Annotated in this window: 13 protein-coding genes; 4 read left to right on the top strand and 9 right to left on the bottom strand. The window is 65.0% G+C overall.

Annotated elements, in window-relative coordinates; all coding sequences use genetic code 11:
- Positions 1–9: 9 nt before the first annotated feature.
- The 3 genes from SR3_RS01565 to SR3_RS01555 all read right to left on the bottom strand — a co-directional run bounded on the left by SR3_RS01565 (position 10) and on the right by SR3_RS01555 (position 3,163).
- Positions 10–726, bottom strand: a complete 717-nt coding sequence (locus SR3_RS01565) for a phosphatase PAP2 family protein (protein WP_068079967.1) — start codon at positions 724–726, stop codon at positions 10–12.
- A 308-nt stretch (positions 727–1,034) separates the two neighbouring features.
- Entirely contained in the window at positions 1,035–2,456 is a 1,422-nt protein-coding gene (locus SR3_RS01560) for a sensor histidine kinase (protein ID WP_068079965.1), read from the bottom strand.
- Entirely contained in the window at positions 2,447–3,163 is a 717-nt protein-coding gene (locus tag SR3_RS01555; protein ID WP_245653698.1) for a response regulator transcription factor, read from the bottom strand. The genes SR3_RS01560 and SR3_RS01555 overlap by 10 nt, the downstream gene beginning before the upstream one ends.
- Positions 3,164–3,294: 131 nt before the next feature.
- On the opposite strand from SR3_RS01555, the gene SR3_RS01550 reads away from it, so the two are divergent.
- Together SR3_RS01550 and SR3_RS01545 are read left to right on the top strand one after the other, a co-directional pair.
- Positions 3,295–3,834, top strand: a complete 540-nt coding sequence (locus tag SR3_RS01550; RefSeq protein ID WP_068079963.1) for a DedA family protein — start codon at positions 3,295–3,297, stop codon at positions 3,832–3,834.
- Positions 3,835–3,912: 78 nt separating this feature from the next.
- The gene (locus SR3_RS01545) at positions 3,913–4,578 is read left to right on the top strand and encodes a LamG domain-containing protein (RefSeq protein WP_218018748.1); all 666 of its coding nucleotides are present in this window, start codon (positions 3,913–3,915) and stop codon (positions 4,576–4,578) included.
- Here the strand turns inward: SR3_RS01545 and SR3_RS01540 are convergent.
- A complete protein-coding gene (locus tag SR3_RS01540; RefSeq protein WP_068079960.1) occupies positions 4,573–5,913 on the bottom strand; it encodes an anti-phage deoxyguanosine triphosphatase in 1,341 nt (446 codons plus the stop codon). The two genes, SR3_RS01545 and SR3_RS01540, sit on opposite strands and share 6 nt — an antisense overlap.
- 172 nt (positions 5,914–6,085) lie before the next feature.
- Here SR3_RS01540 and SR3_RS01535 point away from each other — a divergent pair, with 172 nt between their 5' ends.
- Positions 6,086–7,519, top strand: a complete 1,434-nt coding sequence (locus tag SR3_RS01535; RefSeq protein ID WP_068079958.1) for a sensor domain-containing diguanylate cyclase — start codon at positions 6,086–6,088, stop codon at positions 7,517–7,519.
- Positions 7,520–7,522: 3 nt separating this feature from the next.
- Here the strand turns inward: SR3_RS01535 and SR3_RS01530 are convergent, their stop codons facing one another.
- A complete protein-coding gene (locus SR3_RS01530; RefSeq protein ID WP_068079957.1) occupies positions 7,523–8,308 on the bottom strand; it encodes a hypothetical protein in 786 nt (261 codons plus the stop codon).
- A gap of 25 nt (positions 8,309–8,333) precedes the next feature.
- Entirely contained in the window at positions 8,334–8,777 is a 444-nt protein-coding gene (locus SR3_RS01525; RefSeq protein WP_068079954.1) for a MerR family transcriptional regulator, read from the bottom strand.
- A gap of 67 nt (positions 8,778–8,844) precedes the next feature.
- On the opposite strand from SR3_RS01525, the gene SR3_RS01520 reads away from it, so the two are divergent.
- On the top strand, positions 8,845–9,597 hold the full coding sequence (locus SR3_RS01520) for a MauE/DoxX family redox-associated membrane protein (protein WP_068079953.1): 753 nt from the start codon (positions 8,845–8,847) through the stop codon (positions 9,595–9,597).
- Between the two features lie 6 nt (positions 9,598–9,603).
- Here the strand turns inward: SR3_RS01520 and SR3_RS01515 are convergent, their stop codons facing one another.
- From SR3_RS01515 to SR3_RS01505, 3 genes are all read right to left on the bottom strand, one after another.
- Positions 9,604–10,155 carry a DNA-3-methyladenine glycosylase gene (locus SR3_RS01515; RefSeq protein WP_068079950.1) on the bottom strand — a complete coding sequence of 184 codons (552 nt, stop codon included), beginning with the start codon at positions 10,153–10,155 and terminating at the stop codon, positions 9,604–9,606.
- A 37-nt stretch (positions 10,156–10,192) separates the two neighbouring features.
- The gene (locus SR3_RS01510) at positions 10,193–10,624 is read right to left on the bottom strand and encodes a MerR family transcriptional regulator (protein ID WP_068079948.1); all 432 of its coding nucleotides are present in this window, start codon (positions 10,622–10,624) and stop codon (positions 10,193–10,195) included.
- Positions 10,625–10,699: 75 nt separating this feature from the next.
- Positions 10,700–12,376 carry a long-chain-fatty-acid--CoA ligase gene (locus tag SR3_RS01505; protein WP_084454818.1) on the bottom strand — a complete coding sequence of 559 codons (1,677 nt, stop codon included), beginning with the start codon at positions 12,374–12,376 and terminating at the stop codon, positions 10,700–10,702.
- Between the last annotated feature and the right edge of the window lie 9 nt (positions 12,377–12,385).

Genomic DNA, 12,385 nt, shown 5'->3' with positions numbered 1-12,385 from the left:
TGGATAAGGTCACAGTTTGGAGAGTTCGGCCCGCGCGGCAGCGATCTTGCTGGCCAGACGCGGATCGTTGAACAGTTGCTCGGCGGCCAGCGTGCCGATCACATGGCTGGCCTCGGTGTCGCTGGCGAAGTGAGCGCCGCAATATTGGCGGCTGAGCGCATAATCATGGGCGCGGGCCAGAATGGCATCGGCCTTCTTCGGCATCAGCCGGGCCAGCGTCCAGCCCACCGAATAGGCCAGCATGGAATGGCCCGAAGGGTAAGCGCGGTCGGCGGGCTTGCTGCTGTCGGTCTTCTGGCCGCAGACGGCCAGCGTGGGGTCGACGCGGTAGGGGCGGGTGCGGTGGAAGAAGGTCTTGCCCTCGTCGGTCAGCACCTCGCCCTCGCGCTGCACCGTGGTGAGCAGATCCCAGGTGGCGGGCAGGCTCTTCAGATCGACGCCGACGGCATCGTTGTAGAGCGAGGGGTTCTCGGTCTTGCCATCGGCCCTGGCGCGGGCGATGCGCTCCGGAGTGGCTCCGGCGATCAGGCGGTGCAGGGCGTCGAGTTCGCGCTTTTCCTCGGCCGAGCCGCGCGGCGGCGGAGCGGGCACGTTGAGACCGGGCGCGAAAAGCGCCGGATCGAGATAGGTCAGATGATCGGCCTCGGTCTTGGCCGAGAGCGGAGATCCGCAGGGTGCAAGGCAACAGGCCGCAAAAGCAGCCGCCGCCAACAGTCTGGCACGCATCGTGATGAAAACCCCATTCGACTTTCCGGGCCTTTATGGCCTGCGGAACGTTGAGTGGCGGGTAGGAAGCGCATGTGACGGCTGTATTACGATGGCTTTGGGAAGGCCCAACATTGCATGTTTAGAATGTTGGGAGGGGTGGCGGCGCAATGTGAGGTGTTTCCGGCTGCACAGGGCTTGGCGTTTCAATCGCGCCCTGTCAGCCGCAGGTGGTGAGTTCCGGTGCAAGGGTGGGGCGCCGCTACCCCATCGCCGGGAGACGCTCTGGGAGCGCGAGGGTGTAACCCCCTCGCATTTCTCTTCCTTGCCTAGTTGCTGACCGGAAACCGCAGCCGCACCATCAGTCCGGGGCGATTATCGACCAGCTCCAGCGCGCCATTGTGAAAGCGCATGATGGCCTGCGCGATGGCCAGACCCAGCCCGCTGCCCATGCTGTTATCCCGACGGGGCGTGGGTTTGCCGCTTTCATAGGGGCGCACCACGCGCTCGCGCTCCGGCGGGAGGATGCCGGGGCCGTTGTCGGCGATGGTGATGGTGGCCTCGTGGCGCTCCACGGCGAGGGCGACGCTGGCCTGCGTGCCGGCGGGCGTGTGCAGCGCGATGTTGTCGAGCAGATTGACCAGCAGCTGCTGCACCAGCCCGGCATCGGCCAACACGGTGGCCGGGGGCAGGGGGGCAAGCGCCAGCTGGCTGCCAGCGTCGGCGATCACCGGCTCCATGGTCTCGGCGACATCGAGGATCGCCTCATCGAGCGCCAGTGGGGCCATGGCCGTGGGGCGGCGCCCGGCCTCGATCTCGGAAAGGCGCAGCAGCGCATCGAAAATGGCGATGATCGAGCGGCATTCGCGCTCCGCCTTGTCGAGCAGGGGGCGGTCGGTGGTGGCTGCATCGGCCTCGGCCTGAAGCAGGCCGCGCAGGCGGGTGAGGGGCGTGCGCAGATCATGCGCCAGATGGCTGGCGAAATGGCGCTGGCTGCGCACCATCTGCTCCATCCGGTCGAGCATATGGTTGAGGCTTCCCGCCTGCGTGGCAAAGATCCCGTCGAGCCCGTCAAGCGAGATGCGGCGCGAGAGATCGCCCTGCGCGATGGCATCGGCGGCGCCCACGCTCAGATCCAGCCGCTGGGCGATCTGGCGGGTCAGCACCCATGCGGCGGTCACTCCGGCCAGCCCGCCGACCACGATCAGTGCGATCAGGCCGATCAGCATCATCTCGCGCATGGTGGCATCCACCTCGCTGTGCTCGACGATCACCAGATGGCCGCCATCGGGCAGGCGCAGGCTGAGCGCGCGGCCCTGATGCCATTTGCGCGAATGATCGCGGTAGATGGTTTCGGCATAGCCATCGGGCAGGGGTGGAATGTCCAGCCCGTCGGCCAGCAGGCGGCCATCGGGGGCGTAAACGATATGCCCCCGGCTCGCGAGGATCTTCTGGGCGCGCCGGGCGATCACGCGCTGCGCCAGCGTGGCGCTGTCATTGGGATAGCCCTTGAGGATCAGCTTGCGGCTTTCATGCGCCAGCGCCTCATCGGCCTCCTGCATCAGCTGGTAGCGCGCGGCGAGAAAGGCGATGCCGCCCGCCACGCCCATCGCCAGCGCGAAGGCGAGGCCAACCTGAACCGCCAGACGCCCGATGCGCGGCGGGGTGGCGGGAAGGGCGGCAGAGTTGGTTGTCGCATCGCTGTTGCGAAAAACCGGTGCCCACTTTTTCGCGCGATGCTCTAGCGACACAGATCAGCCCGCAAAACATAGCCTTCGCCGCGCCGCGTCTCGATGGGGTCGCAGCCCAGCAGTTGCAGGCGGGTGCGCAGGCGCGAGAGGTTGCTTTCCACGATGTTGGTGGCCGGATCGAAGCTGTAGGCCCAGACATTCTCGATCAGCATGGCGCGGGTGACCACCTTGTCGGCATGGCGCATCAGATAGGCCATCAGCGAGAACTGCTTGCGGTTAAGTTCGATCGCCTCGCCGCCGAAGCTGGCGCGGTGGCTGGCGCTTTCCAGTCGCAGGCGGCCCACGGTGAGGTCGCCCCCCTGTTCGCTGTTGTCCTCGGCCTTTTCCTCCGCCTTGCGGGTGCCGCGACGGCAGATCGCCACCAGGCGGGCGCTCAGCTCGCTCATATCGAAGGGCTTGGCGAGGTAATCGTCCGCCCCCGCCACCAGACCCTCCACGCGGTCCTCCACCGAGCCCAGCGCGGAAAGCATCAACACGGCGGGCACCGGGCCCGCCTCGCGCAGACGGGCCAGCAGGGCATCGCCATGGGTGTCGGGCAGCATGCGGTCCAGCACGATGGCGTCGAATTGCCCGCCGGTGCAGGCCTTGAAGGCGGCCTCTCCGGTGGCGGCCAGATCGGTGGCATAGCCGCGCGCCATCAGGCCGTGGCAGATTTGCCCGGCAATGGCTGGGTCGTCCTCGACCACAAGAACCCTGATTGCGCTCATGACAGTGGTGAGCCTCTCACACCATGGTGTGACGGTTTCGTGACGGTGAAACATCGCACGGATTGTCGCTTCGGCGCTTCGCAGGCGCAGGATCGGATGCTAACGGCCTGTCTTCCTTGAAGGAGACGAACTTGGAGGCCCTGATTGCCCGTTACGGCCTGATCGCGATCTGTCTTGGATCGGGAATCGAGGGAGAACCTTTCGCTCTGGCGGGCGGGGTGCTGGCGCATCGGCGCTGGCTGTCGCCTTATGCGGTGATGGCGGCGGCGATCGCGGGCTCCTTTCTGGTGGATCAATTCTGGTTCCATCTTGCCCGCAACGCCCAGCGCAGCCGGGTGGTGCGCGTCATCGTCGAGCGGGCTTCGTTTCGCCGCGCTCTGGGGCTGATCGAGCGGCATCCCGCGCGCTTCGTGCTGCTGTTCCGTTTCGCCTATGGGCTGCGGGCGATCACGGCGGTGGCGGTGGGCAGCTCGCGCATGCCCGCGCGGCATTTCGTGGCGCTGAACATCGTGGCGGCCACGGTCTGGGGAACCCTGTTTTCCTCTCTGGGCTATGCGCTGGGGCCGGTGCTGGAGCAGGCGGCGGCGCGTTACGGCGTGGGGGCGACGGCGCTGGCGCTGGGGCTCTCGATTGCGGTGGTGGCGCTGGTGCTGCGCTACAGCCGGCGCTGAAAGACTGGATCGCCGGGCCGTTTTGCGCCATCACTGTCCACCGGTGTCTATAACAGATCGGGGAGAGGGACTGTGCGCGTGAACCGTCGCGATGTGGTGTTGGGAGGTGCCGCCTTGGGAATGATGCCCGCTGCGGCAAGGGCGCTGCCGGCGCCTGCCTCTCAGGAATGGCGGTTCGACAATCTGGCGCGGATCGGCGGCCATGCGGTGACACCGGTGGGCCAGCCGCGCCTGACCGCCAGCCCCTGGGGGCAGGCCGTGCTGTTCGACGGCGTGAGGGATGCGCTGCTGATCGACAATCACCCGCTGGCGGGCGCGAAGACCTTCACCTTCGAGGCTCTGTTCCGCCCCGATGGTGGCGCATTCGCCCAGCGCTGGTTCCATCTGGAAAGCCTGACCGAGCCGGGGCTGAAACCGGGCAGCGGCACCACGCGCATGTTGTTCGAAATCCGCGTCACCGATGGGGGCTGGTATCTCGATGCTTTCGCCACCGGCCCGGGTTACAAGCAGACGCTGATCGTGCCGACAAAGCTCTATCCGCTGGGGCAATGGCACCATGTCGCGCAGAGCTTCGACGGGCAGCATTACCGCAGCTTCGTCAATGGCGCGTTGCAGATGGAAACCGCGCTTCCTTTCGCGCCGCAAGGGCCGGGGCGCTGCAGCGTGGGGGCGCGGCTGAACGATGTCGACCATTTCCATGGCGCGGTGGCCATGGCGCGGTTTACGCCGAAAGCCTTGCTATAGTTTGTCGAAGACCGATCCCATGCGGGGCGCGAACAGCCGCTCATAAGTGCGCAGCAGATGCGCATCGGTCATGCCCGAAACATAGTCGCAGATCACGCGCAGCGGGTCTGCGGCGTGCTCCAGCTTCTTCTGCGTATCGAGCGGCAGGAATGCGGCGGGTTCGGATTTCATCACCTCGAAGACGGCGATCACCATCTGCTGGCCCTTGAACTCCAGATGCTGCACGCTGGGGCTGCGGATCACGGTCTGATAGACAAACGCCGTCACCGCATGAAGGAACTCGGCCACCGGGCGGGGCAGGGCGGCGCGGTAGCGCAGGCGTGGTTCCTCGAAAGCGTCATCCTGCGCAAAGCAGACCTTGGGAATCACGAAATTGAGGATGCGGTTGATCTGGTGCTTGCGGGTGCCTCCATCGCCGAACAGCTTTTTGCTGAGCGCCTTGTAGACATCATTGCCATATTGCCCGGGATATTGCGTCGCGAGGTAGTCGAGCAGGCCCCGGCAGCGCTCGGGCGGCAGATGCTGGTGGAACTGCGCGGCATCCACCAGCCTGAGCGCCAGGGCATCCTCCAGATCATGGATGCCGAAGCTGATGTCGTCGGCCAGATCCATGATCGAGCAGGCCAGCGATTTGTGCCGCGCCCGCCCATGCTTGCCCTCACGCGGATCGAAGCCGGTGAAGCGCGCGCGATCATCGGCCGAGAGCGGGGCCAGCACCCAGTCCACCACATCGCTTTCGCCATCGAGATAGCATTTGGGCGGCACCGAGGCATCGCGGTCCAGCAAAGGCGTGCCGCTGGTGTTGTCATGCATTGCCGGGCGCAGCGCCGGATTGGCCACCGCGCTGTAGGCCACGGGATATTTCAGCACGCCCAGCATGGTTTCGCGCGTCAGGTTCGATCCATGCTGCGCGGAAAACTTCTCCAGCCGGGAGAGGATGCGCAAGGTCTGCCCATTGCCCTCGAAACCGCCATTGTCGCGCATGCAATAGTTGAGCGCCACCTCGCCGCCATGGCCGAAGGGGGGATGGCCCAGATCATGGGTGCAGGCGATGGCCTGGATCAGCGCATGTTCGGGCAGATGCTCCAGCGCGGGGTGGCCGGGATGGTTGTGGCACAATTGCTTGATGAGGCCGCCCGCGATCTGCGCCACCTCCAGCGAATGGGTCAGCCGCGTGCGGTAGAAATCGCTGTCGCCCAGATTGAGGATCTGCGTCTTGCCCTGCAACCGCCGGAACGAGGCCGAATGCACCACCCGCCCGTAATCGACATCGCCCGCCGAGCGCGCATCGAAGCTTTTGGGCGTTTCGGGGGTTCTGCGTTCCAGCCACACCATGAGCCAAGCCTCTGTTTTCCGCAGAATCGCGATTTTTCCCGCTGTGAGGGATTGGCATGCCAAGCGCAAGTGGCTGATCCGCAACCCCTGCCATGCTGTTAATCACACTCCGATGGTTCGATTTAACCACTTAACGGGCATGGCCGGGGGTGGAGGGATATGGAGTAAACAGGTGAAAGACTGGCAAGACCAGATCGACCGCCTGCTCGATGCCCATGCCTCGATCATCGCCGTGGCGGATCAGATCGATGCGGCATTCGAAGCGGTGGTCAAAGGCTCTTTCGTGGCGATGCCGCAAGCCTCGGGCGCGGTGATCGAAATGCGCGACGGTGACGAGATCGTCTATCGTGCGGCCAGCGGCGCCATGCTGAAGGACAAGATCGGGCTGCGCCTGCGGCTGGCGGGCAGCCTTTCGGGCACCTGCCTGACAAGCGGCGAGCCGCAGCTGTGCCATGACAGCGAGACCGACAACCGCGTCAACCGCGAGGCGTGCCGGGCCACGCATGTCCGCTCGATGGTGGTGGTGCCGATCCCCTTTCAGGGCGAGAATGTCGCCGTGCTGAAGGTGTTTTCCGATGCGCCCGAGGCCTTCTCGCAGGACGATGTGCTGGTGGCGCGGCTGCTGGTGGCGCCCATCGCCTGCTCCATCGCCAGCGCCGCCCAGCTTGAAACCGCGCAGAGCCACAAGGCGCTGGCCCGCCGTTTCGAGGCGACCTTCGATCAGGCGGCGGTGGGCATGGTGCATGTCGATACGGCGGGGCGCTTCCTGCGCGTCAACGAGCGTTTCTGCACGGTAACCGGTCGCAGCGCCGAGGAACTGTGCGCCTGCAATTTCCGCGACATCACCCATCCCGACGATCTGTCCATCGATCTGGAGCAGATGGCCGCGCTGACGGCGGGCGAGATCGACCATTACCAGCTGGAAAAGCGCTATCTGCTGCCCGATGGCGGCGCGATCTGGACTTACCTTACGGTCTCGATGGTCGCGCTGGAGGATGGCACGCCCGACTTCTACCTCGCGGTGGTGGAGGATATCTCCCAGCGCAAGGAGGCGGAAAACCTTGCCCTGCGCGATGCGCTGACCGGCCTGCCCAACCGCCGCGCCATGCTGCAGCGCCTCGCCACCGAGATGGGGGGGCTGCCCGATGCGCCGCGCAGCCTGGCGGTGGCCTATCTCGACCTCGATCATTTCAAGCAGGTCAATGACCGGTTGGGCCATGCGGTGGGCGATGAATGCCTGATCGAGGTGGCCAAGGGCATTCAGGGCGCGATCCGCGCGGGCGATACGCTCTATCGCATCGCGGGGGACGAGTTCGTGCTGCTGCTGCCCGGTGCTGGGATGGAGGATGTCGACGGCATTCTGCGCCGCCTGAACGACGCGATCGCCGCGCGCATCGCCCATGCCGACTGGCGCGTGGGGGTGAGTTCAGGCGCGGTGGTGCTGATGCCGGGCACCACGGCCTCGGTGGAGGAAGTCATCAACGCCGCCGACCGGATGATGTATGAAATCAAGAAGGTCCGCGATGAACTTGGCCATGACATTGACGTGCATAAGCGCCACAAGGTGCGCGCTTTCGATGAGATTGCGGCGGCGCCTTTCGGCTGAGCCTTAGCACCACAGGGCCTGCGCCTTGAGATGCGGATTGGCGCATTTCGCCGGAGCAGGCAGCTTCTGGCCCGCATGCCACAGGCCCAGCCTGCCCATCAGATTCGGCATTTCGGAATCGATCACCGCCAGCGGGTTGCCGTCGCCATAGCGGGTGGCGCTGCGATAGCGCAGGGCTTGCACATAGGTGCCCGTCGGCCCCAGCTTGCTGACGGTGATCCAGAAGCCGAAGGGGGCGTTGGATGTCGGCTCGGCCCGGATGATGGCGCCGCGCAGGGGGCCGCTTTCGATATAGCGGATTTCCTGATTGTTGTTGTGCCCGGTGTTGGCGCGATAGGCCAGAGTGAAGCCATCCTTGGCCTTGTCATAACCGAGCGCCGCGAAACCCACGCGCTGGTCACCATCGACGGACCGCACGCTGGAGACCTTCACCAGCAGCAGTGGCCTGCCCTCGCGCGGGTAAACGATGCGCGCGTCATGGAGATCATGGGCCTCGCTGTAGATATCGTCCTTGTTGGCAGAAATGTCGGCAGAGATTGCCAGCAGATCGGGCAGGGCGGGGGAGCAATGACGCCCGCCATCCTTGCTGAGGCACAGGCGGATCACGCCGGGGATGGGATCGCCATCCATCACCGGATCGGGCACATCGGGCCCCTGCGTCGCGGTGAGGCGCCATGCCGAGCCCGGCCAGTTCACCGAGGCGATCACCCCCTGTTTCGCCATGGCTGACGAGCTTGCGCCGAACGCCGCCACGGCAGCCAGTGCCAAACCCCATCCGCGCATGGTCATGCCTTTCGTTTTCATGGCTTTTCTATCAACGGACGTGATCTTCGCCAAGCGCTGTCTCGCAATGCCGCGTTTCGAAAGCGGCGAGGATCGGGCAGGGGCCTGCATCGCCATGCTCGCAATCATGCGCCAGCCGGGAAAGCGCATCGCGCGCCGCCGTCAGCTGAGCGATCTGCGCATCGAGCGCGGCAATCCGCCCCTGCGCCATGGTGCGGGCCCGGGCCCGGTCCTGCGTGCTGTCCAGCGCGATCAACTCGCCGATCTCCTCCAGCGTAAAGCCCGCCGCCTGCGCCTGGCGGATAAAGCGCAACCGCCGCGCATCTGCCGCGCCATAGCGGCGGATGCTGCCGCCATGGCCATGCGCGGGGCCTTGCCGCGGGACCTCCAGCAGGCCCTTGCGCTGATAGAAGCGCACCGTTTCCACGCCGACGCCGCCCGCGCGGGCGAGCGTTGAAATCGTCATGTCACTCATGTGCTTGACTCCGTACCATGGTACGGGGCGTATAAGGCAGGCCTGTCTAACAGGAAAGACCCGTGCCATGTCCTCTTCCGCCCGCTCATCTGCTCCGGTGGCCACGCTCTATCGCATGGTGATGCCCGGCCATATGTGCCCCTTCGGCCTGAAGGCGCGCCATCTGCTGCGCAGCAAAGGCTATGTGGTGGAGGACAAATGGTTGACCACCCGCGAAGAGACCGATGCCTTCAAAGCCGCCCATGATGTGAAGACCACGCCGCAGATATTCATCGGTGGCCAGCGCATCGGTGGGCATGACGATCTGCGCCGCCATCTGGGCCTCTCCGTGCCCGATCCCAAGGCAACCAGCTATCGGCCTGTGGCCGCCCTTTTCGCGATGACGGCCCTGATGGCGCTGAGCGTCAGTCAGGCGGTCTCGGGCACGCCGTTCACGATGCAGGCGGTGCAATGGTTTATCGGCTTTTCGATGTGCGTTCTGGCGCTGCTGAAATTGCAGGATATCGAGCGCTTCTCGACGATGTTCCTCAATTACGATCTGCTCGCGCGGCAGTGGGTGCCCTATGGCCGCATCTATCCCTTTGCGGAAGGTTTGGCGGGCGTGCTGATGGTCGGCGGCGTGCTGACATGGCTCTCCGCGCCCATCGCGCTGTTTATCGGCGGGATCGGCGCGATCTCGGTGTTCAAGGCGGTCTATGTCGACAAGCGCGAGCTGAAATGCGCCTGTGTCGGCGGATCGAGCACCGTGCCTTTGGGTTTCCTCTCGCTGACCGAGAATGTGATGATGGTGGCGATGGCGCTGTGGATGGTGCTGGGCTGAAGCTGCTTAAAGATGGGGCTTGCTCAGCCATGGCGAGCCCTTCAGGCAGAAGCGCCACGGCGTTTCCACGCCCTTGCTGATGCCGATGCGCGGCCCGGCGATCACCTCCACCGGTTCCCCGGCCAGCAGACGGAACGGTGGCTGGTCCAGCGGGCGGCCATAGAGGCTGTGATCCACCCCCAGCGCTTGAGTCAGCTTGCCCGGTCCGGAGCAGAGCTGGCGCTTTTCGGCAAAGCCGCGCCGCTCGATCATGGCCTCTATCCCAAAGAGCGGCTCCAGCGCGCGGATCAGCACGCCGCGTCCCTTGCCGCAGCCCATATTCAGGCACCAGTGAAGCCCGTGGCTGCGGTAGATATAGGTGTGTCCCGCAGGCCCGAACAGGCTGGCGGTGCGCGGCGTGGGGCCCCGAAAGGCATGGCTGGCCGGATCGAGCGGGTCATAGGCCTCGGTCTCGACGATCGTGCCGCCCACGCCTTTCACCAGCAGGGTCACCCCGATCAGATCGCGCCCGACAGAGGGTGAATCGCGGTCGAAGAAGGCGGCGGAAAGATCAGTCATCGCAGGAGAAAGTCTGAGGCGCCGGCCCGGGTTCCGGCTATTGCCCGCTGTAGGCGTCGCTTTCCGCCTCGATGGCGCGCAGTTCGGCCAGCGTCTTGTCGATGGCCTCGCGCTGCTGCTCCAGCTGGGCGATGCGCTTGCGGACCTGACCCAGCAACATCTGGTTCTGCTCCATATGCTGGGGATCGGCATCGTAAAGATCGAGGAAGTCCTTGATCTCCTTGATCGAAAAGCCAAGATTCTTGCCGCGCAGGATCAGCTGCATGCGCGCCACATCGCGCTTGGCATAGATGCGGGTGTTGCCCACGCGCTGCGGCTCGATCAGCCCCTTGTCCTCATAGAAGCGCAAGGTGCGATGGGTGACGCCGAGATGCTCGGCGACCTCCTGAATGCCGCGCAGCGAGGAGGCAGAGCGGGGGCCGCGCGTGGATGGCACCGCTGTGCCGGATGTATGGGCAATCTCGTCCATGGCGTCCCTTCCATGCCTGATCGATGCCGTAAAGGTGGTTAACCTAAGCGTCAATGCGCAGTTTTCGGGCACAGATCAGCCCGGTTTCTCGCGCTTCAGCCGCTCTTCTTCCACCAGCTCCTTCTTGGACAGCTTGCCGACCATCGTCTTGGGCAGCTTCTCGCGAATTTCCACCTCGCGCGGCAGCTCGATGCGGTTGAGCCAGCCTTCCAGAAAGCTGCGGATTTCCGGCGGGGTGATCGTCTGCCCCTCATGCAATTTCACAAACAGTTTCGGCGCCTGGCCGCGATAGGGATCGGGCACGCCGATGGCGATGGCCTCCTCGATGGCGGGGTGCTGGTAGGCCGCTTCCTCGATGACGCGGGGATAGACATTGTAGCCGCCGCACAGGATCATGTCCTTCATGCGGTCGATCAGGAAGAGATAGCCGTCCTCGTCGAGATAGCCGATATCCCCGGTGCGCAGCGCGCCATCGACGAAGACCTTCTCGGTCTCCTCGGGCTTCTTCCAGTAACCGGCCATCACCTGAGGACCGCGCACGCAGATCTCGCCCTTTTCGCCCACGGGCAGCACGCGGCTGGGGTCTTCCATATCGCGGATCTCGATCAGCGTGCCGGGGAAGCGCCGCCCGCAGCTGTTTTCCTTCACCAAGCCGTCAACCATATTGCAGGCGACGATGGGCGAGGCCTCGGTCAGCCCATAGCCCTCGCACACATGCGCGCCCATCAGTTCCTCGAAGGTCTGGCGCACATCCAGCGGCAGCGGCGCGCCCCCCGAAATGCAGGCGCGCAGACCCGAGAAATCGGGCCGCTGCTCCTCGGGCAGGGCATTCAGGGCGATAAACAGCGTCGGCACGCCGAAGAACAGAGAGGGCGGCTTGCGCTTGATGGTTTCGAGGAACTGGCCCATCTCGAAACGCGGCAGCAGCACCAGCTCGGCGGCAATCTCCACCGAGAAATTAAGCACCGCCGTTAACGCAAAGACATGGAACATCGGCAGGACCGCCAAAGTGCGCTGAGGCCCCTTCAGCCCCTGACCGATATGCGCCCGCTGCTGCAGGGCATTGGCGGTGAGGTTGGCATGGGTCAGCATCGCGCCCTTGGGGATGCCGGTGGTGCCGCCGGTGTATTGCAGCACCGCCAGATCATCGGGCAGCACCTCGACGGGATCGTGGGGTTCGCGCCGCTCGACCAGCCGGTTGTAAGCCACATGGAGGCCATCCTCGGTGAAATGGGCATGCTCGCGGATTTTCAGCACGCGCCAGCCAAGGGACTTCATCGCGGGCAGGATCGCGGCCATCGGGCACATGATGATCTTCTCGACCCCCGCGCCGGGGCCGACATTGCGCAGCTTCTCATGGATGGAGGCGATATCGGGTACGGCCACCATGCGGGCCCCGGAATCGCGCAGTATATGCTCCATCTCCCGCTCGGTGTAGAGCGGGTTCATGTTCACGATCACCGCGCCCAGTTTCAGCGCCGCGAAGTACAGCACGATGAAATAGGGCGTGTTGGGCAGACACAGGGCAAAGCGATCCCCCTTGGCCAGCCCCAGATCCTGCAGGCCGCGTGCCGTGCGCTCCACCAGAATGCCGATGTCCTTATAGGCCCATGTGCGGCCCAGAAAATCGACGGCGGGGCGCTCGGCATGTTCGAGCACGGCATGGTCGAGAAAATCGGTGACCAGCCGGGGCTCGAACTCCCAATTGTGCGGGATGGGTTCGACCTGGGGAAGAGGGGCTTTGGTGGCCATGTTGGGGGA

Origin of the sequence: Novosphingobium rosa NBRC 15208, assembly GCF_001598555.1 — a bacterium.
GTDB classification, from domain to species: Bacteria; Pseudomonadota; Alphaproteobacteria; order Sphingomonadales; family Sphingomonadaceae; genus Novosphingobium; species Novosphingobium rosa.
Note: the sequence above shows the minus strand (reverse complement) of the source record. Positions and strands in the feature narration are given on the sequence as shown.

What these genes read in the sequence shown, in the direction of transcription:
- SR3_RS01565 (WP_068079967.1), bottom strand. Translation starts at nt 726, where the DNA reads ATGCGTGCCAGACTGTTGGCGGCGGCTGCTTTTGCGGCCTGTTGCCTT.
- SR3_RS01555 (WP_245653698.1), bottom strand. Translation starts at nt 3,163, where the DNA reads ATGAGCGCAATCAGGGTTCTTGTGGTCGAGGACGACCCAGCCATTGCC.
- SR3_RS01540 (WP_068079960.1), bottom strand. Translation starts at nt 5,913, where the DNA reads ATGGTGTGGCTGGAACGCAGAACCCCCGAAACGCCCAAAAGCTTCGAT.
- SR3_RS01530 (WP_068079957.1), bottom strand. Translation starts at nt 8,308, where the DNA reads ATGACCATGCGCGGATGGGGTTTGGCACTGGCTGCCGTGGCGGCGTTC.
- SR3_RS01525 (WP_068079954.1), bottom strand. Translation starts at nt 8,777, where the DNA reads ATGAGTGACATGACGATTTCAACGCTCGCCCGCGCGGGCGGCGTCGGC.
- SR3_RS01520 (WP_068079953.1), top strand. Translation starts at nt 8,845, where the DNA reads ATGTCCTCTTCCGCCCGCTCATCTGCTCCGGTGGCCACGCTCTATCGC.
- SR3_RS01515 (WP_068079950.1), bottom strand. Translation starts at nt 10,155, where the DNA reads ATGACTGATCTTTCCGCCGCCTTCTTCGACCGCGATTCACCCTCTGTC.
- SR3_RS01510 (WP_068079948.1), bottom strand. Translation starts at nt 10,624, where the DNA reads ATGGACGAGATTGCCCATACATCCGGCACAGCGGTGCCATCCACGCGC.
- SR3_RS01505 (WP_084454818.1), bottom strand. Translation starts at nt 12,376, where the DNA reads ATGGCCACCAAAGCCCCTCTTCCCCAGGTCGAACCCATCCCGCACAAT.